This is a genomic window from Streptomyces avicenniae (genome assembly GCF_000719135.1).
GTDB lineage: Bacteria > Actinomycetota > Actinomycetes > Streptomycetales > Streptomycetaceae > Streptomyces > Streptomyces avicenniae.
Genome location: NZ_JOEK01000005.1, coordinates 135,460 through 155,880, shown reverse-complemented (window position 1 = coordinate 155,880; position 20,421 = coordinate 135,460). Strand labels below are relative to the sequence as shown.

General features: G+C 71.9%; 18 protein-coding genes, 1 tRNA gene and 1 CRISPR repeat array. Of the genes, 15 read left to right on the top strand and 4 right to left on the bottom strand.

Features of this window, described 5'->3' with window-relative positions; genetic code table 11:
* Window positions 1-179: 179 nt before the first annotated feature.
* The 12 genes from IF27_RS10770 (at window position 180) to IF27_RS10715 (ending at window position 10,840) form a co-directional block, all read left to right on the top strand.
* Window positions 180-551, top strand: coding sequence for an NADH-quinone oxidoreductase subunit A (locus IF27_RS10770; RefSeq protein ID WP_052849228.1), 372 nt, complete (start codon window positions 180-182; stop codon window positions 549-551).
* Window positions 542-1,111, top strand: a complete 570-nt coding sequence (locus tag IF27_RS10765; RefSeq protein ID WP_052849227.1) for an NADH-quinone oxidoreductase subunit B — start codon at window positions 542-544, stop codon at window positions 1,109-1,111. The genes IF27_RS10770 and IF27_RS10765 overlap by 10 nt, the downstream gene beginning before the upstream one ends.
* The gene (locus IF27_RS10760) at window positions 1,108-2,025 is read left to right on the top strand and encodes an NADH-quinone oxidoreductase subunit C (protein ID WP_052849226.1); all 918 of its coding nucleotides are present in this window, start codon (window positions 1,108-1,110) and stop codon (window positions 2,023-2,025) included. Before IF27_RS10765 ends, IF27_RS10760 begins: the two co-directional genes overlap by 4 nt.
* Window positions 2,025-2,984, top strand: a complete 960-nt coding sequence (locus IF27_RS10755) for a complex I subunit 1/NuoH family protein (protein ID WP_190232899.1) — start codon at window positions 2,025-2,027, stop codon at window positions 2,982-2,984. The genes IF27_RS10760 and IF27_RS10755 overlap by 1 nt, the downstream gene beginning before the upstream one ends.
* Entirely contained in the window at window positions 2,981-3,511 is a 531-nt protein-coding gene (locus tag IF27_RS10750; RefSeq protein WP_052849225.1) for a NuoI/complex I 23 kDa subunit family protein, read from the top strand. The genes IF27_RS10755 and IF27_RS10750 overlap by 4 nt, the downstream gene beginning before the upstream one ends.
* Complete coding sequence (locus tag IF27_RS10745; protein WP_052849224.1) at window positions 3,508-4,047, top strand: NADH-quinone oxidoreductase subunit J family protein; 540 nt, start codon at window positions 3,508-3,510, stop codon at window positions 4,045-4,047. The genes IF27_RS10750 and IF27_RS10745 overlap by 4 nt, the downstream gene beginning before the upstream one ends.
* A complete protein-coding gene (gene nuoK / locus IF27_RS10740; RefSeq protein WP_052849223.1) occupies window positions 4,047-4,379 on the top strand; it encodes an NADH-quinone oxidoreductase subunit NuoK in 333 nt (110 codons plus the stop codon). The genes IF27_RS10745 and nuoK overlap by 1 nt, the downstream gene beginning before the upstream one ends.
* The gene (locus tag IF27_RS10735; protein WP_052849222.1) at window positions 4,376-6,262 is read left to right on the top strand and encodes an NADH-quinone oxidoreductase subunit 5 family protein; all 1,887 of its coding nucleotides are present in this window, start codon (window positions 4,376-4,378) and stop codon (window positions 6,260-6,262) included. Before nuoK ends, IF27_RS10735 begins: the two co-directional genes overlap by 4 nt.
* Before the next feature lie 10 nt (window positions 6,263-6,272).
* Window positions 6,273-7,865 (top strand): complex I subunit 4 family protein, encoded by a 1,593-nt coding sequence (locus IF27_RS10730; RefSeq protein WP_190232898.1) that lies wholly within the window; start codon window positions 6,273-6,275, stop codon window positions 7,863-7,865.
* Entirely contained in the window at window positions 7,862-9,403 is a 1,542-nt protein-coding gene (locus tag IF27_RS10725) for an NADH-quinone oxidoreductase subunit N (RefSeq protein WP_052849221.1), read from the top strand. The genes IF27_RS10730 and IF27_RS10725 overlap by 4 nt, the downstream gene beginning before the upstream one ends.
* A 156-nt stretch (window positions 9,404-9,559) precedes the next feature.
* Complete coding sequence (gene htpX / locus IF27_RS10720) at window positions 9,560-10,423, top strand: zinc metalloprotease HtpX (protein ID WP_052849220.1); 864 nt, start codon at window positions 9,560-9,562, stop codon at window positions 10,421-10,423.
* A gap of 15 nt (window positions 10,424-10,438) precedes the next feature.
* Window positions 10,439-10,840, top strand: coding sequence for a YccF domain-containing protein (locus IF27_RS10715; RefSeq protein ID WP_052849219.1), 402 nt, complete (start codon window positions 10,439-10,441; stop codon window positions 10,838-10,840).
* Window positions 10,841-10,853: 13 nt separating this feature from the next.
* Here IF27_RS10715 and IF27_RS10710 read toward each other — a convergent pair whose 3' ends face one another.
* Complete coding sequence (locus tag IF27_RS10710; RefSeq protein WP_110945743.1) at window positions 10,854-11,477, bottom strand: DedA family protein; 624 nt, start codon at window positions 11,475-11,477, stop codon at window positions 10,854-10,856.
* Between the two features lie 100 nt (window positions 11,478-11,577).
* Window positions 11,578-12,681, bottom strand: coding sequence for a magnesium/cobalt transporter CorA (gene corA, locus IF27_RS10705; RefSeq protein WP_052849353.1), 1,104 nt, complete (start codon window positions 12,679-12,681; stop codon window positions 11,578-11,580).
* A 179-nt stretch (window positions 12,682-12,860) separates the two neighbouring features.
* Between corA and IF27_RS10700 the strand changes: the two genes are divergently transcribed.
* Entirely contained in the window at window positions 12,861-13,370 is a 510-nt protein-coding gene (locus tag IF27_RS10700) for a signal peptidase II (RefSeq protein ID WP_223291000.1), read from the top strand.
* A gap of 64 nt (window positions 13,371-13,434) precedes the next feature.
* Here the strand turns inward: IF27_RS10700 and IF27_RS10695 are convergent, their stop codons facing one another.
* Complete coding sequence (locus IF27_RS10695; protein ID WP_052849218.1) at window positions 13,435-13,923, bottom strand: YajQ family cyclic di-GMP-binding protein; 489 nt, start codon at window positions 13,921-13,923, stop codon at window positions 13,435-13,437.
* 132 nt (window positions 13,924-14,055) lie between these two features.
* On the opposite strand from IF27_RS10695, the gene IF27_RS10690 reads away from it, so the two are divergent.
* Window positions 14,056-14,137, top strand: a tRNA-Tyr gene (locus IF27_RS10690).
* Between the two features lie 93 nt (window positions 14,138-14,230).
* On the opposite strand, the gene IF27_RS32030 is transcribed toward IF27_RS10690, so the two are convergent.
* Window positions 14,231-14,527 (bottom strand): site-specific integrase, encoded by a 297-nt coding sequence (locus tag IF27_RS32030; RefSeq protein ID WP_420821996.1) that lies wholly within the window; start codon window positions 14,525-14,527, stop codon window positions 14,231-14,233.
* 370 nt (window positions 14,528-14,897) lie between these two features.
* Window positions 14,898-16,940: a CRISPR direct-repeat array (repeat unit 29 nt; unit sequence CGGAACACCTCCGCTCGCGCGGAGAGCAC).
* A gap of 467 nt (window positions 16,941-17,407) precedes the next feature.
* On the opposite strand from IF27_RS32030, the gene IF27_RS10680 reads away from it, so the two are divergent.
* On the top strand, window positions 17,408-20,293 hold the full coding sequence (locus tag IF27_RS10680; RefSeq protein ID WP_052849217.1) for a CRISPR-associated helicase/endonuclease Cas3: 2,886 nt from the start codon (window positions 17,408-17,410) through the stop codon (window positions 20,291-20,293).
* Window positions 20,294-20,421 lie beyond the last annotated feature (128 nt).

Sequence of the window (20,421 nt, the reverse complement as noted above, 5' to 3'; positions counted from 1 at the left end):
CAGCTCAAGGGTGCCGAACCCCCCGCCCGGCGGGCCATGGGGTGCGTCGGCGGACCGGGGGTGGGGCCAGCCCCACCCCGCGCGGCCGGGCGGCGTGGTCACAACACGGCCCGCACCCCCTAGACTCCCGTGCAGTCAGTCCCAGTCCCCTCCTCCCCACAGGTCAGCGGAGGCCGCACGTGCCCGACTACTTCCACGGCTACTCCGTCGTCGGTCTGGTCGCGGTGGTCGGCGTGCTGTTCGTCGCCGTCGCGTTCGGCGCCTCGGCCCTGCTGCGGCCGACCGTGCCCACGCCGGAGAAGCTGCTCCCGTACGAGTGCGGCGTCGATCCCGTCGGGGAGGGCTGGGCGCACACCCAGATCAGGTACTACGTCTACGCGTTCCTGTACGTGATCTTCGCCGTGGACGCCGTCCTCCTCTTCCCCTGGGCCACCGTCTTCGCGGCCGACGGGTTCGGCGCGGCGACGCTGGTGGAGATGTTCGTCTTCCTCGGCTTCCTCACCGTGGGGCTGCTCTACGCGTGGCGGAAGGGCGTACTGGAATGGACCTGACCCCCGCGACACCCGCGCCCCGGCTCGGCGCGCTCGCCCGGCTGGCGCCCGAGCCGATGAAGGTGGTCCTCAACTGGGGCCGCCGCTACAGCCTGTGGGTCTTCAACTTCGGACTGGCCTGCTGCGCCATCGAGTTCATCGCCGCCTCCATGTCGCGGCACGACTTCATCCGCCTCGGCGTCATCCCGTTCGCGCCCGGGCCGCGCCAGGCCGACCTGATGGTCGTCTCGGGCACCGTCACCGACAAGATGGCGCCCGCCGTGAAGCGGCTGTACGAGCAGATGCCCGAGCCGAAGTACGTGATCTCGTTCGGCGCCTGCTCCAACTGCGGCGGCCCGTACTGGGACTCGTACGCGGTCACCAAGGGCGTGGACCAGATCATCCCCGTGGACGTGTACGTGCCGGGCTGCCCGCCGCGCCCCGAGGCGCTGTTGCAGGGCATCCTGAAGCTCCAGGAGAAGATCGCCGAGGAATCGACGGCGGAGCGGTACGCGCCCGCCGCCGCCTCGCCCGCCGCGCTGACCGGCCCGCTCGTCCTGCCGGGGGAGGACGGCCGGTGACGGTCGGCTGGCTGCCGCGCGAGGCCACCGCCCTGTTCGGCCCCGGCGCCGAGGCGTCGGAGGCGTACGGCGTCCTCACGGTGGACGTGCCCGGCGGCGACGCCTGGCCCGACGCGCTGCGGACGGCGCGTGACGTGCTCGGCTGCACCTTCCTCGACTGGCTGAGCGCGGTGGACGAGGCGGACGTCTTCCAGGTGTGCGCGCACGTCGTCGCCCTGCCTGGCCCAGGCGCCCCCGCCCCGCGACGGCTGTTGCTGCGGACGTCCGTGCCGCGCGGGGACGCGTCCCTGCCCAGCGCGACGGACGTGTACGCGGGCGCGGCGTGGCACGAGCGGGAGACCCACGAGATGTTCGGCATCGCCTTCCCCGGCCACCCGGGGCTGACGCCGCTGCTGCTGCCCGACACCTTCGAGGGGCACCCGCTGCGGAAGGACTTCGTGCTGGCGGCGCGCGTCGCGAAGGCGTGGCCCGGCGCGAAGGAGCCGGGGGAGTCGGAGCACGGCGGGCCCCGGCGGCGGCAGGCGCTGCCGCCAGGCGTTCCCGACCCGAACGAGTGGGGGCCGCTGAAGGGCACCCTGCCCGCCGCCCCGGCGCGCCGGGGGCGTCCCGCCCCGGCGGCGCGTGGTGAGGCGGGGCCTGCCGGAACGGGCGGCGGGGAGCGTCCGCCGCGCAGGACGCGTACGGCGGGCGGGGGTTCGGCGAGCCAGCGGGCCGACGAGGCGGGCGAGGCGGGGTCGCCTGGCGCGCCGCGCCCGCCGCGCAGGAACCGTTCGGCCGGTGACGGGTCGGCGAGCCAGCGGCCCGAGGGCGGCGTGCGGCGGGCCGGTGCGGGCGACGCGCCGTGGCTCCCGCCGCAGGACGGCGCGGAGGAGCCCGAGCCCCGGGACGGCCGGGACGGGGAGGAGGAGCGCTGATGGACGTCGTCGATGTCCTGTGGCGGCTGCTCGCCGTCCTCGCCGCGTTCCTCGTCCTCCCCCTCCTCGTCGGGCAGGCGGAGCACAAGGTCATGGCCCACATGCAGGGACGCGTCGGGCCCATGCACGCGGGCGGCTTCCACGGCTGGGCGCAACTCGTCGCCGACGGCGTGAAGTTCGCGCAGAAGGAGGACACCGTCCCGGCCGAGGCCGACCGGCGGATCTTCCGGCTCGCGCCCGCCCTCGCGCTCGTCCCGTACCTCGTCGTCCTCGTCGCGATCCCCGTCGGCCCCGACGGGTTCGTCGCCCAGACGCTCGACGCGGGCCTCGTCTTCGTCCTCGCCGTCCTCGGCGTCGGGGTGCTCGGCTCGCTCATGGCGGGCTGGGCGTCGGCCAACAAGTACGCGCTGCTGGGCGCCCTGCGCACCGCCGCGCAGCTCATGGCGTACGAACTGCCCCTGCTGCTCTCCGCCGCCTCCGTCGCGATGGCCGCCGGGACGCTCAGCCTGCCCGGCATCCTCGACGCCTTCGAGTGGTGGTGGATCCCCTGGCAGCTCGCGGGCGGCCTGGTGTTCTTCACGGCGGGCATGGCCGAGCTGCAACGGCCGCCGTTCGACGCGCCGATCGCGCCCGAGGAGATCATCTTCGGCGCGTACACCGAGTACTCGGGCCTGCGCTTCGCGCTGTTCCTGCTGGCCGAGTACGCGGGCATCGTCGTCGTCTCCGCGCTGACCGCCGTGCTGTTCCTCGGCGGCTGGCACGGGCCCGCGTCCGACAGCCTCGGCTGGCTGTGGACGCTGCTCAAGACCGGCGCGCTGAGCTTCCTCGTCATCTGGGCACGCGTCGCCTGGCCCCGGCTGCGCGCCGACCAGATCCAGCGGTTCGCGTGGACCGTGCTCGTCCCGGTGGCGCTCGCCCAGCTCGCGCTGACCGGCATCATCAGGGTGGTGACCGCATGAGTTTCGGGTCGGGACTCGCCAAGGGCCTGGCGATCACGCTGCGGACGATGACCCGCAGGAGCGTCACCCAGCAGTACCCGGAGACGTCCCCCTCGCTGCCGCCGCGCAGCCGGGGCGTGATCGCGCTGTTCGAGGAGAACTGCACCGTCTGCATGCTGTGCGCCCGCGAGTGCCCCGACTGGTGCATCTACATCGACTCGCACAAGGAGACGCTGCCCCCGGCCGCGCCCGGCGGGCGCGAGCGCAGCCGCAACGTCCTCGACCGGTTCGCCATCGACTTCTCGCTGTGCATGTACTGCGGGATCTGTGTCGAGGTCTGCCCGTTCGACGCCCTTTTCTGGTCGCCCGAGTTCGAGTACGCGGAGACCGACATCCGTGAACTGACGCACGAACGCGACCGGCTGCGCGCCTGGATGTGGACGGTCCCCGAGCCCCCGCCGCCCGACCCGGCCGCCGAGGAGCCCAAGGAGATCGCCGCCGCGCGCAAGGCGGCCGGGCGCGCCACGGGCCAGGAGGCGGGCGGGTGACCAGCCGCGAACTGCTGTCCCCCTCGGGGCAGGACGTCGTCTTCGTCCTCGTCGGGCTCGTCGTCCTCGGCGCCGCCGTGCTGTGCGTGACGACCAGGCAGCTCGTGCACGCGGCGCTGTGGCTCGTCGTCGCCCTCGGCGGCCTGGCCGTGCAGTACCTGCTGCTCACCGCCGAGTTCGTCGCGTGGGTGCAGGTCCTCATCTACCTCGGCTCGGTCGTCGTGCTGCTGCTGTTCGGCCTGATGCTCACCAAGGCCCCCATCGGCCCGTCCCCGGACGCCGACTCGGGCAACCGGCCGGTCGCGCTGGCGGTGGCGCTGGCCGCCGCCGCGCTGCTCGTCACGCTCGTGATCGACGCGTTCCGCACCGCCTGGATCGACCTCGACACGCCGCACGGCACGGCGGAGCAGGTCGGCGACAGCCTGTTCCGCACCTGGGTGCTGCCGTTCGAGGCGCTGTCCGTGCTGCTGCTGGCCGCGCTGATCGGCGCGATCGTCGTCTCCCGCGTCCGCTCGCGCGCCGGAGGCGACCGCTGATGCACCTCGTCTACCCGGCCGTGCTCGCCGTGCTGCTGTTCTGCGTCGGCCTGTACGGCGTCCTGGCCCGCCGCAACGCCGTCCTCGTGCTCATGTCGGTCGAACTGATGCTCGCCGCCGTCAGCCTGAACCTCGTCGCCTTCGACGTCTGGCTGCGCGACGCGACGCACGCGGGCCAGGTCTTCACGCTCTTCCTCATCGCCCTGTCCGCCGCCGAGATCGGTATCGGCCTCGCCATCGTGCTGCTCGTCCACCGCGCGCGCGGCACGGTGGCGATCGACGAGCTGCGCGCCCTGCGCGAACCGCGCGCGCCGCAGCGGGAGACCGAGTGAACACCACGACCGCAGCCGTCCTCGTACCGCTGCTGCCCCTGGCCGCCGCCGCGCTGATCCTGCTGACCGGCCGCAGCGCACCCGGGTACGTACGGCCCCTCGCCGTCCTGCCCACCCTGGCCGCCGCCGCACTCGCCGTGCTGGTGGCCGTCCGCCAGGGCGGCGACGACCCGATCGACGCCGCTACACGGCTCACACCCACCGGCGGAATCCCCGTCCAGCTCGCCCTGCACCTCGACGGCTTCGCCGTGCTGGTGGCGGTGCTGGTGGCCGTCGTCGCCACATGCGTCCAGCTGTACTCCATCGGCTACATGGCGGACGACCCGCGCTACGCCTCGTACGCCGCCCTCGTCTCCCTGTTCACCGCCGCCATGCTGCTCGTGGTGTACGCCGACGACCTGATCGTCCTGCTGGTGGGCTGGGAAGTGATGGGCATCTGCTCGTACTTCCTCGTGGGCCACTACTGGGAGACACCCGCCGCGCGTGCGGCGTCGCTGAAGGCGTTCCTGGTCACCAAACTGGGTGACGTCCCGTTCCTCCTCGGCATCCTCGCGCTGGCCACCGACGTCGGCACGTTCCGCATCAGCACCATCGTCACGCGCCTCACGTCCTCCCTGTCCGACCACCAGCTCGACCACCCCACCCTCATCGCCCTGCTGCTGCTCGCAGGCGTCGCGGGCAAGTCCGCCCAGTTCCCCCTGCACACCTGGCTGCCCGGCGCCATGGCGGGCCCCACCCCCGTCTCCGCGCTCATCCACGCGGCCACGATGGTCGCCGCTGGCGTCTACTTCATCGCCCGCCTGCTGCCCGTCTTCGCCGCCTCGGCCGCCGCGCTCACCGTCCTCGCCGTCGTCGCCGCGCTGACCCTCCTCGGCTCCGCGCTCGCCGCCCTCGCCCAGGACGACATCAAACGCGTCCTCGCCTACTCGACCATCGGGCAGCTCGGCTACATGACGGGCGCCCTGGCCGTCGCCGACCGCGACGCCGCCGTCTTCCACCTCCTCACCCACGGCGCGTTCAAGGCCCTGCTCTTCCTCGGCGCGGGCGTCCTCATCCACACGGCGGGCACCGGCTCGCTGCGCGCCCTGTCCCGCATGGACGGACTGCGCCGCCGCGCGGCCGACGCCTACTGGACCATGGCGATCGGCCTGCTCGCCCTGGCCGCCGTGCCGCCCTTCGCCGGGTTCTTCTCCAAGGAGGCCGTGCTGACGGCCGCAGAGCACACCGCGCTCGGCGACACCCACGGCGCCCCCGCCGTCGCCGGATGGCTCGTCCTGGTCGCCGGGCTCCTGGCCGCGCCGCTCACCGCCGCGTACGCCGCCCGCCTCTTCCTCCTCGCCTTCTACGGCCCCGCCGACACACGCCCCGACCCCGTGCCCGCCGCCGAGGGCACCAACCCCGTCATGACCGCCACGCTGTGGGTCCTGGCCCTCCCCTCGCTGCTCCTAGGCCTCTCCTACCCCTGGCTCGACGACTGGTGGGACGGCGGCGGCCTCGGCCCGCAGCTCACCACCTCCGTCCTCGCCGTCGCCGCCGCCCTCACCGGCCTCCTCGCCGCCTGGGCGGCGTGGCGCCGCGCCTGGTCCGACCCGGCGCCCGCCCTGCTCGGCCCGCTGCGCGCCCCCGCCGCCGCCGGATTCCACCTCGACGCGCTGTACACCGCGGCCGTCGTCCGCCCCACCCTGGCCGGGGCGCGGCTGGTCCGCTTCCTCGACCGCGCCGTGATCGAGACCTACGTACGGGGCGCCGCCGCCGCGCCCGGACGCCTCGGCGCGCTGGCCCGCCGCGCCCAGACCGGCAACGTCCAGACGTACCTGAGCGCCGTCGTCGCGGGCGCGCTGGTGCTCGGCGTCGCCGCCGTCCTCGTGGCCGCCGGAGAGTGAGGACCGCCCCGTGATCCCGCTGAACGACACCGTCACCCAGTGGCTGCTGATCGCCGCCGTCGTCCTGCCGCTGCTCGGCGCCGCCGCCGCGCTGCTGCCCGCACCGCCGGGCCTGCGCGGGCCCGGCGGACCCGAACGCGACGTGCTGCGGCACGGCGTGACCGTCTCCGGCGCCGTCCTGCTGCTCACGCTCGCGCTGGCCGCCGCGTTCGACCGCGACCGGCCCGGCGTCCAGGCCGAGACCGACGTGTCCTGGATCCCCTCCCTGGGCGCGCGCATCCACCTGGGCGTGGACGGCATCTCGCTGCCCCTGCTGGTGCTCTCTGCGCTGCTGACGTTCCTGTGCGCCCTCTACGCGTACGTCCGCCCGCCCGCCGGGGGCGACCCGCGCGCGTTCGTCGCGTTCGTGCTGCTGCTCGAAGGCGGCACGCTCGCCACCTTCGCCGTGCTCGACCTGCTGCTCTTCTTCCTGGCCTTCGAGACGGTGCTCGTGCCGATGTACTTCCTCATCGCCCGCTGGGGCGGCGAGGGACGCGGCCCCGCCGCCTGGCGCTTCGTGCTCTACACCGTGCTCGGCTCCGTCGTGATGCTGCTCGGGCTGCTGCTGATCGGCCTGCGTGCGGGCACGTTCGACATGATCGCCCTCGCCGAGGCGCACGGCGAGGGACTGACCCACACCACGCAGCTCCTCGCCGTCCTCGCCATCGGCATCGGACTGGCCGTCAAGACCCCCATGTGGCCGCTGCACAGCTGGCTCCCCGACGCACACACCGCCGCGCCCACCGTGGGGTCCGTGCTGCTGGCCGGTGTGCTGCTGAAGATGGGCACGTACGGCCTGGTGCGCATCGCACTGCCCATCGCACCCGACGGCATGCGGACGTTCGCGCCCTACCTCGGCGCGTTCGCCGTCGCGGGCATCGTCTACGCCTCCCTCGCGTGCCTCGCCCTCGTCCGGCAGGGCGCGGGCGGCGACCTCAAGCGGCTGATCGCCTACTCGTCGGTCGGCCACATGGGCTTCGTCCTCCTGGGCATCGCCACCCTCACGCCCACCGGCGTCAACGGCGCCCTGTTCGCCAACGTCGCGCACGGCCTCATCACCGGCCTGCTGTTCTTCCTCGTCGGCGCGCTCAAGGAACGGACGGGCACCACCGACCTGGACCGGCTCGCCGGTGCCGGAGGAGCCGCGCTGTACGGGCGCACGCCCCGCTTCGGCGGACTGCTCGCGTTCGCCGCCGTCGCCTCGCTGGGCCTGCCGGGGCTCGCCGGGTTCTGGGGCGAACTGCTCGCGATGCTCGGCGCCTTCGACCCCGCCGCCGGGCTGAGCCGCCCCGCCTACCTCACCTACGCCGCCGTCGCGGGGGGCGGCACACTGCTCACCGCCGCATACATGCTGCTCGTGGTGCGCCGGGTCTGCATGGGCGACCCTGTGCCAGGCGACCCCACCGCGCACCTGCCCGGCGCCCTGCCCGACCTGCGGCGCCACGAGTTCGCCGCCTACGGCCCGCTCGCCGCGCTCACGCTGCTCGCCGGACTGTGGCCCGCACTGCTCCTCGACCTCACCGATCCCGCGGTGCGGCATCTGCTGCCGGGAGTCGCCGGATGACCACCCTCGCCGACCGCCTGACCCAGAGCGTGGACTGGGCCGTCATCGCCCCGCCCGTCATCACCGCCGTGACGGCCGTCGTCGTGCTCGTCGCCGACCTCTTCCTGCCCGCCGCGCGCAAACGGCTCCTCGGCCCGATCGCCCTCGCAGGGCTCGCCCTCGCCGCGCTGGCCCTCGTACCGCTGCGCCACGGCGACCGCGTCACGTTCTGCCTGGCCGACGGCCCCGGCGCCTGCTCCTACGCCGCCGACCGCTTCGCCGTGCTCGTCCAGCTGCTCGTCCTGGGGGGCGCGCTGCTGACGGCGCTGCTCTCCCTCCAGGAGACCGATCCCCGATCGGGTGACAGCGCGCTGCCCGGCGGCGAGTACTGGTTCCTGCTGCTGTCCTCCGTCACCGGCGCCGCCCTGCTGCCCGCCTCCCGTGACCTGGCCACGCTGATCATCGCCCTTGAGGTCACCACCCTGCCCGCCTACGCCCTGGTCGCGCTGCGCAAGGGCGGCGACGGGCCCGAGGCCGCGCTCAAGTTCTTCCTCACGTCCGTCGCCGCCACCGCCGTGACGCTCCTCGGCGTGAGCTTCGTGTACGCCGCCTCCGGCAGTCTCCACCTCGGCGAGATCGCGTCCGGACTGTCCGCCGCCGACCCACGCCTCGCGACCCTCGCCGAGGCGGGCGTGGCCCTGACACTCGTCGGCTTCGCGTTCAAGACGGCGGCCGTCCCGTTCCACTTCTGGGTGCCGGAGACCTACCTCGGCGCGCCCCTGCCCGTCGCCGCCTACCTGTCGGTCGTCGGCAAGACCGCCGGGCTCGCCGGGCTCGTCGTCCTCACCGCGCGCGGCTTCCCCGACCACGGCCACCTGTGGGGGCCCGTCCTGGCCGCCCTCGCCGGGCTCACCATGACGGTCGGCAACGCGGCGGCCCTGCGCGCCACCGAGGACGCGCCAGGGGGCGCCGTACGCCTGCTGGCCTGGTCGTCCGTCGGGCAGGCCGGGTACCTGCTGGTGCCGATCGCCGCCGGGGCGTACGTCGGCGCGGACGAGGCGATGGGCACCCTGCTGGCCTACGCGCTCATGTACGCGGCGGCGAACCTCGGCGCGTTCGCCGTGGTCGCGTACGCCGGACGGCGTAGTCCCGGGCAGCGGCTCGCCGACTACCGCGGCCTGTGGGCGCGCCAGCCGCTCGCCGCGCTGGCCCTCGGCTTCTTCCTGCTCTGCCTGGCCGGGCTGCCGCCCGGGGTGATCGGGCTGTTCGCCAAGGTCGCCGTCCTCCGCACAGCCGTGGACGCCGGGCTCGGCGTCCTCGCCGTCGTGATGGCCGTGAACGTCGCCGTCGCCCTGTACTACTACCTGCGCTGGACGGCGCTCCTGTTCCGTCCCGCGCCCCCGGCCGCCGCCGCCGAGGCTCCGGCGGACGGGCCGGGCGACGCCGCGCGGCCCGGCAGGTCCCTCGCGGGCGCGATCGGCCTCGCCGCGGCTGCCGCCCTCGCGTTCTCCGGCGCGCCGCAGCTCATCCTGGGGTTCACCACCGACGCGTTCCTCTGAGCGGACGCCGGTCCCACCGCCCCGCCGCCACGCCGCGCGGGAACGGATCTCCCCCGTATGGCGTTGTCCCCTTCAGCAGTGTCCACTGTCAGTGGAGAAACCCGACATCGGGCACAACCGGCCACCCCCACGCTGCGGAACCAGGAGGGCACCCCCGTGCACCGCCGGCACAACGGACTGCGGACAGCCGCCCTGCTCGGCGGAATGTCGGCGCTGATCCTGGTCATCGGCAGCTTCTTCGGCCGCGGCGGCCTGGTGATCGCCCTGGTGATCGCGCTCGCGACGAACGGCTACGCCTACTGGAACAGCGACAAGCTCGCCCTGCGCGCCATGCGCGCCCGGCCGGTGGGGGAGTTCGAGGCGCCGGGGCTGTACCGCATGGTCCGCGAGCTGGCGGGGGCGGCGCGGCAGCCGATGCCGCGGCTGTACATCTCGCCCACCGAGGCGCCCAACGCGTTCGCCACCGGACGCAACCCGCGCAACGCCGCCGTCTGCTGCACCGAGGGCATCCTGCGGCTGCTGGACGAGCGGGAGCTGCGCGGCGTCATCGGCCACGAGCTGAGCCACGTCTACAACCGGGACATCCTCATCTCCTCGGTCGCCGGCGCCATGGCCTCGGTGATCATGTTCCTGGTGAACTTCGCCTGGTTCATCCCCTTCGGGCGCGACGACGACGAGGGCGGCCCCGGCATCGTCGGGATGCTGCTCGTCCTGCTGCTCGGCCCGATCGCCGCCTCCTTGATCCAACTGGCCGTGAGCAGGTCGCGGGAGTACGAGGCGGACGCGTCCGGCGCCCGGCTGACCGGCGACCCGCTGGCCCTCGCGGGCGCGCTGCGGAAGCTGGAGGCGGGCACCCAGGCACGTCCGCTCCGCCCCGAGCCGCAGCTGGAGACGGCGAGCCACCTGATGATCGCCAACCCGTTCCGGCGCGGGGAGGGGCTGGCGCGCATGTTCGCCACCCACCCACCGATGGCCGAACGCATCGAGCGGCTCGAACGCATGGCGGGCGGCCCTTCCTGACGCCATGCTGGAGAGGTGCGAACTCTCCTGAACGTCATTTGGCTCGTCTTCTCGGGATTCTGGCTCGCCCTGGGCTACGCGGTCGCCGGGGTGATCTGTTTCGTCTTCATCATCACGATCCCGTTCGGCATAGCGTGCTTCCGCATCGCGGGCTACGCCCTGTGGCCGTTCGGCTACCGCGTGACCGAACGGCGCGACGCCGGGGCGGCGTCCCTGGTCGGGAACGTCATCTGGCTGATCGTGGCGGGCATCTGGCTGGCCCTCGGCCACATCACGGCCGGGATCGCCTTCTGCGTGACGATCATCGGCATCCCGTTCGGGCTCGCCCACTTCAAGATGGTCCCGGTGTCGCTGATGCCGCTGGGCCGCGAGGTGGTGCCGACCGCGGACGCGCTGCCGCACTACCGCTGGTCCTGAACCGCCCCGCCGGTCAGTCCGCGGAGGCGCGCCTGGCGGCCACACGGTTCCGCAGGTGGCGTACGCCCTCGTGCAGCACGGTGATCGCCAGGGCGAGGCCGAGCCCGAGGGCCACGCCGCGCAGCGGGTTGTCCTCGAAGGCGTGCCCGCCCAGGTAGCCGATGCCCGCCGAGTACACGGCCCAGCTCGCGGCGGCTATCGCGTCGTACCGGGAGAACAGGCGCAGCGGGTAGCCGGTGGCGCCGGTGGTCAGCGTGGCCGCGGTGCGACCGCCGGGTATGTAGCGGGCGATGATCAGCACGAGGCCGCCGCGCCGCTCCAGCAGGGCGCCGACCTGGTCGTACGCCCGCTGGGTGCGGCTGCCGGGTTTGAGCCGGGAGTAGATCTTGGCCCCCGACTTCCGGCCTATGAAGTACGAGATGTGGTCGCCCGTGAACGCGCCGAGCGCCGCGACGAGGATGATCAGCCCCAGGTCGGGGGAGCCGTCCGTCGCGGCGAACACCCCGAGGGTGACCACCAGCGTCTCACTGGGGACCACGGGGAAGAAACCGTCGAGCTTTGCGACGACGAAGAGCGCCAGGTACACCCAGGGGGTGGAGACGAACTCCTCGATCGCGTTCAGGATCGCGTTGTCCACGGGCCCAGCCTAGGCAATGCCTCCCGCCGTCCGGATCTGGCGTTCGTCTACGAGGACCGCGACTTTCGTCGTGATCTCCCTACGCCGGTCGGCGCAGCGCTCACAGCCAGCCGTTGCGCCGGAAACCGCGGTGGATCAGGACGCACGCCACCAGGATCACGCCGATCACCAACGGATAGCCGAAGCGCCAGTGCAGCTCGGGCATGTGGTCGAAGTTCATGCCGTAAACGCCCGTGACCATCGTCGGCACGGCCAGGATCGCCGCCCACGCGGTGATCTTCCGCATGTCCTCGTTCTGCGCGACCGTGACCTGCGACAGGTTCGCCTGGAGGATCGAGTCGATCAGCGAGTCGTAGCCGTTGATCTCGCCGGTGACGCGCGACAGATGGTCGGCGACGTCCCGGAAGTAGCTGCGGATGTCGGCATCGACCATCGGCAGCGCGGACTCGGACAGCTGCTGGAGCGGCCGGTCCAGCGGCGCCACCGCCCGCCGCAGCTCCAGCAGTTCGCGCTTGAGCTGGTAGATCTGCCCCGGGTACGCGGCGCCCCGCCCCCGCGTGTCCGCGAAGACGGCCGTCTCGATGTCGTCGATGTCGTCCCGCACCGCAGCCGCGACGTCCAGGTACTGGTCCACGACCTGGTCGGCGATGGCGTGCAGCACGGCGGACGGCCCCTTGGCGAGCTGCTGCGGGTCGCCCTCCAGGCGCTCGCGCAGCGGCCCGAGCGAGCCGTGCCCGCCGTGCCGGACGGTGATGACGAAGTCCTTGCCCGTGAACACCATGATCTCGCCGGTGTCCACGACCTCGCTGTTCGACGTGAGCTGCGCGTGCTCCACGTACCGCACCGTCTTCAGCACCGTGAACAACGTGTCGTCGTACCGCTCCATCTTGGGCCGCTGGTGCGCGTTGACCGCGTCCTCGACGGCCAGCGGGTGCAGGCCGAAGAGGTGCGCGATGTCCTCGAACTCCTCGGCGGACGGCTCGTGCAGCCCGATCCAGACGAACCCGCCGCGCCGCTTGCGTACCAGCTCGATCGCCTCGTCCGTCGTCAGCCGCCCGGGGCTGCGGTGGCCCTGGAGGTAGACGGCGCAGTTGACGACGGCGTTGCCCAGCGGCGAGCGGGCCGGGTGGCTGAGGTCCACCTTGGTGGTCAGCGGCGGCCGTTCCCTGCCGAACCGTACGGCCCTGCGGATGTTCCGGATCATCGACACGGGGGCGCTCCTCGTCACGGCCGCCGCGCGGCGGGATCGGCGTTGGTCTGGATATTACTCTCGGTGTCCGCTCTCTCTCCCGGTACACCTTCCTCCCGCCCCGCCCGGAGCGGCGTGGGGGCCGATAGTCTGCGGAAAGCTCGACTCGGACACGGCTAGGCGCGGAGGCCACGATGATGCAGTGGGGGCGGAGTACCACGGGCCGGCTGTACGGCGCGATGCTCGCGCTGGCGGCGGTCGTCCTGCTCGTGGACCAGCTCACCAAGCTGTGGGCGACGTCCGCGCTGTCGGGCGGCGAGCGCATCGACGTGATCCCGCCGATCCAGTTCCGGCTGCTGTACAACCCCGGCGCCGCCTTCTCCATAGGCGCCGGGGCGACATGGATCTTCACCCTCGCGGCGGCGGCAGCGGTCGTCGGCATCCTCCACATCGCGCGACGGCTGGCCTCCACCGGCTGGGCGCTCACGCTGGGCGCGCTCCTCGGCGGCGCGGTGTCCCACCTGGGCGACCGCCTCTTCCGCGAGCCGGGCCTGGCCCGCGGGCACGTGGTGGACTTCATCGACTACGGCCCGTTCGTGGGCAACGTCGCGGACATCGTGCTCTTCTGCGGCTGCGCCTCCGTGATGCTGCTCAGCCTGCGCGGGGTGGAGCTGGCCGAGGCGCCGAGCACGGAGTCCGCCTGACCTCACGGGCGGGCGGGGCGTGGAACCGCCCGCGCCGCCCCGTCCCGCGCGTGCCGCCCCGACGTCAGCGGTAGTTGACGAACTGCACCGCGAAGTCGAAGTCCTTCTCGCGCACCAGCCGCTGGACGTCCTGGAGTGCGTCCCTGCTCTTCGAGCTGACCCGCAGCTCGTCGCCCTGCACCTGCGCCTTCACGCCCTTGGGGCCCTCGTCGCGGATCAGCTTGGCGACCTTCTTGGCGTCGTCCGTGGAGATCCCCTCCTTGACGTCGCAGTACAGGCGGTACTCCTTGCCGGACGCCTGCGGCTCCCCGGCGTCCAGCGCCTTCAGGGAGATGCCGCGCTTCACGAGCTTCGTCTGGAAGATGTCCAGCACGGCATTGGCGCGCTCCTCGGCGTTGGCGCGGATCTCGATCCGCTCGCCCGACCAGGAGATCGACGCGTCCACACCCCGGAAGTCGTACCGCTGGGAGATCTCCTTCGCGGCCTGGTTCAAGGCGTTGTCCACCTCCTGGCGGTCAACCTTCGAGACGATGTCGAAACTGGAGTCGGCCATGTGATCTGGCTCCTCACGTCACTCGCCGGGCACGGGTCGCCGGACAGCCTACGACCCACCGCCCGCCTCCAGCGGCGCGCAACCGAGTGGCGGAGCACCCTGCCCCATCGGGTATCGTTGTGCGCGTCGCAAGGCGGTGTGCCCGAGTGGCCAAAGGGAGCAGACTGTAAATCTGCCGGCTCAGCCTACCCAGGTTCGAACCCTGGCGCCGCCACAGCTCAGCGAAGACCCTCTGACCAGCAATTACGTCTGGGAGGAGGGTCTTTTTGCTGCGTTCGACAGGCGCGCTCGAACGTGAACCGAAAAGCTACTTTCGTCTCACTCTGTTCCTGGGGTGTCCTGCTGCGGCCCAGTCCGTGTCCCCCAGGATTCCCGGCGTTGGCCGGTCCTGAATCGGGTCGTCCCATTCCCTTGTCGCGGTCTCGATGCGGCGGTTGGAACGTTCCTCGTTCTGGGCGAGGACCTTGGCGTAGACGTGGAAGAGGAGGGCGAGGCTGTGTCCGGCGCGACGGGCGCACTCGGCGGGGGCGACGCCGGAGCTGAGCCAGAAGGAGATGCCGGCGTGCCGTAGGTCGTAGGGGCGGCGGGCGAGCCGTGAGGTCACTTCGTCTTCTGTGAGGGCGGCTTTCCGTGCGCGTGCCCAGACCTTGCCGTAGCCCCTCTCCTGGAGGACGCCTTCTCGCCCGGTGCGGAGGAGCCGTCCGTCGGGCGCGGTGCCGAAGATGTTGATGTGCCGACGCAGTATCCGAACCAGGGGCGGCGGGATCGGCCCTGGGCGGGTGTCCTCAGGTGCGCGGGCCTTCAGCCCGCGTACCTCGTGGGCTTTTCCGTCGTCGGTCCAGCTTCGTCCGGCGCGGACCACGCCACCGCGCAGGGTGAGTCGGGTCGGCCCCAGCCTCGGGTGGGGAGGTGGCACTGGCGTTGGGTGAGGTGGATGGCTTCGGCCGGGCGGAGAACCCCGTGGAGTCCTGCCACGGAACGCCTCCGCTCGCGCGGAGAGCACCCCAACACGACCTACCGGCGCGGGCGGTGGACCGGAACACCTCCGCTCGCGCGGAGAGCACCCGGCGACGGTCGCCTCACGCCTGTCACGGTCCGGAACACCTCCGCTCGCGCGGAGAGCACCCCCGCTGGCGGAGCGACTGCGTGATGCCCTGCGGAACACCTCTGCTCGCGCGGAGAGCACCTGGGCGCCGACGGGCATGGGCATACGGATTCCGGAACACCTCCGCTCGCGCGGAGAGCACGCCACCGCCGCAGCCAGCGCGCGGGCGGTGGACCGGAACACCTCCGCTCGCGCGGAGAGCACGCACGCCTCGGCGCCCTCCGTGTACCAGTCGCCGCAACACCTCCGCTCGCGCGGAGAGCACTCTTCACCGCGCTCGTCGCGCCGGTCCTTCTGCGGAACACCTCCGCTCGCGCGGAGAGCACGGGCTCGGGGGACTGCTCTGCGGCGGCAGGCGCGGAACACCTCCGCTCGCGCGGAGAGCTCGTCCCGGGCTCCGGCGCCCAGCGCAGCGTGGTCGGAACACCTCCGCTCGCGCGGAGAGCACGAGACGCGGGCGGGGTCCCCGGGCCTGATCAACGGAACACCTCCGCTCGCGCGGAGAGCACCCCGGGTATTCGGCGCGCAGATCCTCCACCATCGGAACACCTCCGCTCGCGCGGAGAGCACCCTCGGCTGAGAGAAACGAGAGACACATGAACCGGAACACCTCCGCTCGCGCGGAGAGCACGGTGCCAGGTTCGATCTTCCCGTCCGGGGCCACGGAACACCTCCGCTCGCGCGGAGAGCACATACCGCACGGGAGTGGCCGGGCGGGAGCCGCCGGAACACCTCCGCTCGCGCGGAGAGCACGTCACCCGCCGCGTCGGTGGTCAGCAGGACCGCGGAACACCTCCGCTCGCGCGGAGAGCACTGGATGTACAGCCACGTCACCCGGCCACCGCGCGGAACACCTCCGCTCGCGCGGAGAGCACACCAGCACCACCGCCGCCCAGCAGCCGCACCTCGGAACACCTCCGCTCGCGCGGAGAGCACTACTCTCGCTCTATGGCCACCGTTCCGAACACCGGAACACCTCCGCTCGCGCGGAGAGCACTGGCAGGTGCGTTCGCGGCCGAGCTGGTACGTCGGAACACCTCCGCTCGCGCGGAGAGCACGGCGGAGCGCGACCAAGCTCGCGCCGAGCTGCAGGAACACCTCCGCTCGCGCGGAGAGCACCGGGCAAACCGACCGTGCGCCTGCCCGAGCGGCGGAACACCTCCGCTCGCGCGGAGAGCACGCGCACACGGCAAAGCGCATTCCGGTTAATCCCGGAACACCTCCGCTCGCGCGGAGAGCACGAGCGCGAGCCGTGCTCCCGCTCGAACTGGAACGGAACACCTCCGCTCGCGCGGAGAGCACCTCGCCACCCCGGAGAAGTGGGTGGTGGACTGGGGAACACCTCCGCTCGCGCGGAGAGCACGAAGAGGGGAAGCTGATGGCACGCTGGAAGATCGGAACACCTCCGCTCGCGCGGAGAGTACGACCCCGTGGTCGCCCTGTCTCACGTCCACATCGGAACACCTCCGCTCGCGCGGAGAGCACCCGCACGCAACCGCCCAGGCGACCCAGGCGGCCGGAACACCTCCGCTCGCGCGGAGAGCACGGCCGCCGCTGCCGGTCCGTACGCCCCGCGTGCGGAACACCTCCGCTCGCGCGGAGAGCACCACTCGCCGACGATCCATCCGGCGTCCGTAAGCGGAACACCTCCGCTCGCGCGGAGAGCACTGTTCATTTCGCGAAAATCCCATGAAGTCTCCTGGAACACCTCCGCTCGCGCGGAGAGCACCTGACGGGGTCGAAGCACAGCCTCGCCTGGTCCGGAACACCTCCGCTCGCGCGGAGAGCACGGACGGGGCAAGCTGATGGCACGCTGGAAGATCGGAACACCTCCGCTCGCGCGGAGAGCACCATATACGGAGCCGATAGGCTCCTCGCGTTGACGGAACACCTCCGCTCGCGCGGAGAGCACCTTTTTGACCTGCGGCGTTAGAGGCGGTTTGCCATTCCTTTGCCATTGGCGGCCGCGGGCCCCAGGCCGGTCCTGCTTCCCATGCCGCAAGTCTAGGCGCCGCCCGCTGCGCCGTGCCCGGCTCCGAGAGCCGGACGTCGGCGTCGTCGGCGAAGCCCGTCGCGGGCAGGGCTTCAGAACAACGACCCTGCGATAGGGGCGTTTTTCGGACGGTAGCGGCAGGAGGCGATTTTCCCTGGCTTTTGTCTCGAAAGCGACGGCGGTGAAGACCGCCCCCGGTGCTCGTCGATGGCGTTCGGGGCGCTTCATGGCTGGTTACAGCGAGTGTGCATGATCATCCAGGCGGCAACGCCCGCATGGTGATCTTTCCGCGTATGGCCGGAAGTCGGTCACTGCCGGTCGCCTGTGCGCGTCCGGAACCCGCTTCGAAGGGGTCGCCTGTCAGTGGCGCTTGCTTCGATACACACGTGACTGACGAGGGACTCGGAGCGGCGACGTGCACGGCCCTGGACACCCGGCTGTGGGGCAAGGAGCACGGGCTGGACAGGCCGTACCCGGTGGTGTGTCACCTGCTGGACACGGGGGCGGTCTACCGCGTGCTGTGGGACACGGTGTTGGGCGAGACCGTGCGGGCCCGTATCGCCGCGGCGCTCGGTCTCACGGTCGAGGCGGCGCGCGAAGTCACGGCGTTCTGGGCAGCCTTGCACGACCTGGGGAAGATCACCCCACCCTTCCAGGCCCAGGTCCCGGCCGCGTTCGGACGGCTGAGCGGTGAGTCGTTCTACCGCTTCAGCCAGGGCGCCGAGAAGCACCGCGAGTTCCGGCACGAGATGGCCACCCACTGGGCGCTGGTCAGTCTGCTGGCCGAGATCGGCTATCCGGATCACGCCACGAGTCGCAGGTCCGTTGCTCACCAGGTGGCTCAGCTTCTCGGCGGTCACCACGGGCATTTCGGCGGCGTGCTCAAGCGGAGGGATCTGCTGCTGGACAGCCGGTCTCAACCGGCGTTGGGCGAGGAGGGCTGGGGCGAGCAACGGCGCGTCCATCTTCACGAGGTGCGGCGGGTCCTCGGGGCCGACGGCGTCCCTACGGCTGGGCTTCCGGCCGAGTTGGCCGTCGTCGTCGCCGGACTCGTGGTCGTGGCCGACTGGTTGGCCAGCCAGACGCCGAGCGTCCGTGCGCTTCTCCCCCCACCCGACTGGGCCGGCACCCCGGAGCAGTTGGACGCGCACTTCGCGCGCGCCGTTCTCCAGGCCGAGGACGCCGTCGGCAGAAGTCGCCTGGGCCGAGCGCGTTTCGACGAGCGAAGCTTCGACGCGATCTTCCCCTTCTCGCCGAACCCGCTCCAGCGCGACATCGTCGAGCGGTTGCCGGCGCTGGTCGAGGAACGGGGGCCGGGGCTCGTCCTGGTGACCGCGCCCACCGGCGACGGGAAGACGGAGGCCGCTCTGTTCGCCGCGTCCGTCCTGGGGCGCGCCGCGGACGCCCGGGGCCTCTATTTCGCGCTCCCCACGATGGCGACGGCCGACGGGATGTTCCCTCGCGTGCGGAAGTACGCCAAGGCCGCGCTGTCGGGCGAACGCGCGCTCACCCTCCTCCACTCCATGGCGTGGCTCAGTCCCGTCTACACCGACAACCCCGCCGACGAGCCGGATGGTGTGGAGGCTTCCTTCGAGGTGGAGGAGGTCAGTGCCGCACAGAGCACGGTCATCGAGTCCGACGGTTGGTTGCGCGGCGCCAAGCGGCCGATCCTGGCTTCTCTCGGTGCCGGGACCATCGACCAGGCGCTGGCGGCGATGCTGCCCGTCAAGCACAACACGCTCCGGCTCTTCGGGTTGTCGGAGAAAGTCTTCATCGTTGACGAGGCCCACGCCTACGGGCCCTGGATGCAGCAGCATCTGGTGCGTCTTCTCGAATGGCTCGGAGCGCTGAGGACGCCGGTGGTGCTTCTCTCGGCGACACTTACCGGGCAGGCCGCCGGCTCCCTCGTGGAGGCTTACCGCCGGGGCGCCGGTTTCACCGAACCGCTGGAGTTCGATCCCTGCTACCCGGGCTGGCTGTTCGCGGACGTGCGAACGGGGCAGGTCACGAAGCCGCGGCCCACGGGCACGCTGCGTGGACGAACCCTCGACGTCGATCTCCGGATGGTCGCCTGGGACGTCAGGGAACCGCATCTGAACCCCACCCGGAAGGGAGGGCGTCGAGCGATCCTTCGCGAGGTACTCGCCCCGATCTCGACTGAGGGCGGCACCGCGTTGGTCTGCTGCACGACCGTCGCCGAAGCGCAGCAGACGTACCGCGACTTGTGCGGAGCGTTTCCCGAACTGGCGGAACGGGACGGCGGTATCCGACTGCTGCACTCCCGCTTCCCCGCCCGCGAGCGCCAACGGATCAGCGAGGAGTGCGAAGCGGCCTACGGCAAGCCGCACACCGCCCAGGACGCCCCCGCGGTTGAAGCACGGCCGGGGTCGATTCTGGTGGCCACACAGGTAGTCGAACAATCACTCGATCTGGACTTCGACCTCGTCGTCAGTGACCTGGCGCCGTTGGCCCAACTCCTGCAACGCGCCGGCCGCTGCTGCCGCCACGCCCGCGGGTGGTCCGGCCGGCCCGCCTGGCTTGCCGACGAGGATCGCCCACCCCTGGTGGTTCTGGCCCCGGCGGGCAGCGCCAGCGCTTCGGGGCTCCCCGGCGCGATGACCGCGGTGTACGACCCGAGCCTGCTGGTCCGCACCGTGACCTTGCTCGACCAGCTCCCCGAAGGGGAGATCACCGTCCCCGACGACGTCCAGCGCCTCATCGACGAGGTCTACGCGGAGGACTTCGCGCACGGGCTGGACGAGGCGGCGCTGCGCCAGCTCAAAGGGATGGATCTCGACCGGAGCGCCCGCGAGATGGTCGAGAAGAGTATGGCCACCACGGTCCACATGGTCTCGCCCGACGGCGTGAACGGCGATCTCGGCCGGCTGAGCAAACGGGAGGTTGGCGTCACGGAGGACCTCCTGACAACCCGCCTCGGCGCGGACACCGGCCGGGTGCTCTGCCTCTACGAGCAGTCGCCGGACCGCTTCACCCTGGACAGAGAAGGGGCCATTCCCCTGCCACGCGACTGGAACAAGCAGCCATCGCGTGACTCTGTGCGTCAGCTGATGCAGTTCGTGACCCCGGTCCCGGGCAAGTGGGCGCGCGACGCGGCTGGCCGCATGGAACGGCCGGAGAGCTGGGAGAAGCAGACGCTGCTACGGCAGTTGGTTCTGCTTCCCATGGGCTGTGACGGCCACGGCGGCCCATGGATTCACGACGTTGGCGAGAGCAGGTTCGCCAGCTCTCATCTGGGGCTGGAGCGGAGCTGATGAGAATTCCAAGGCTTGCCGCAGGTGGTCGGAGTCGCGCTAATCGGGCAAGGATTAGTACGACTGCGGCTCCTGTCCGGGCCCGTCCGCGCCATCTCTCGCGGCGAGTCAAGAAGGCAAACCTCCCC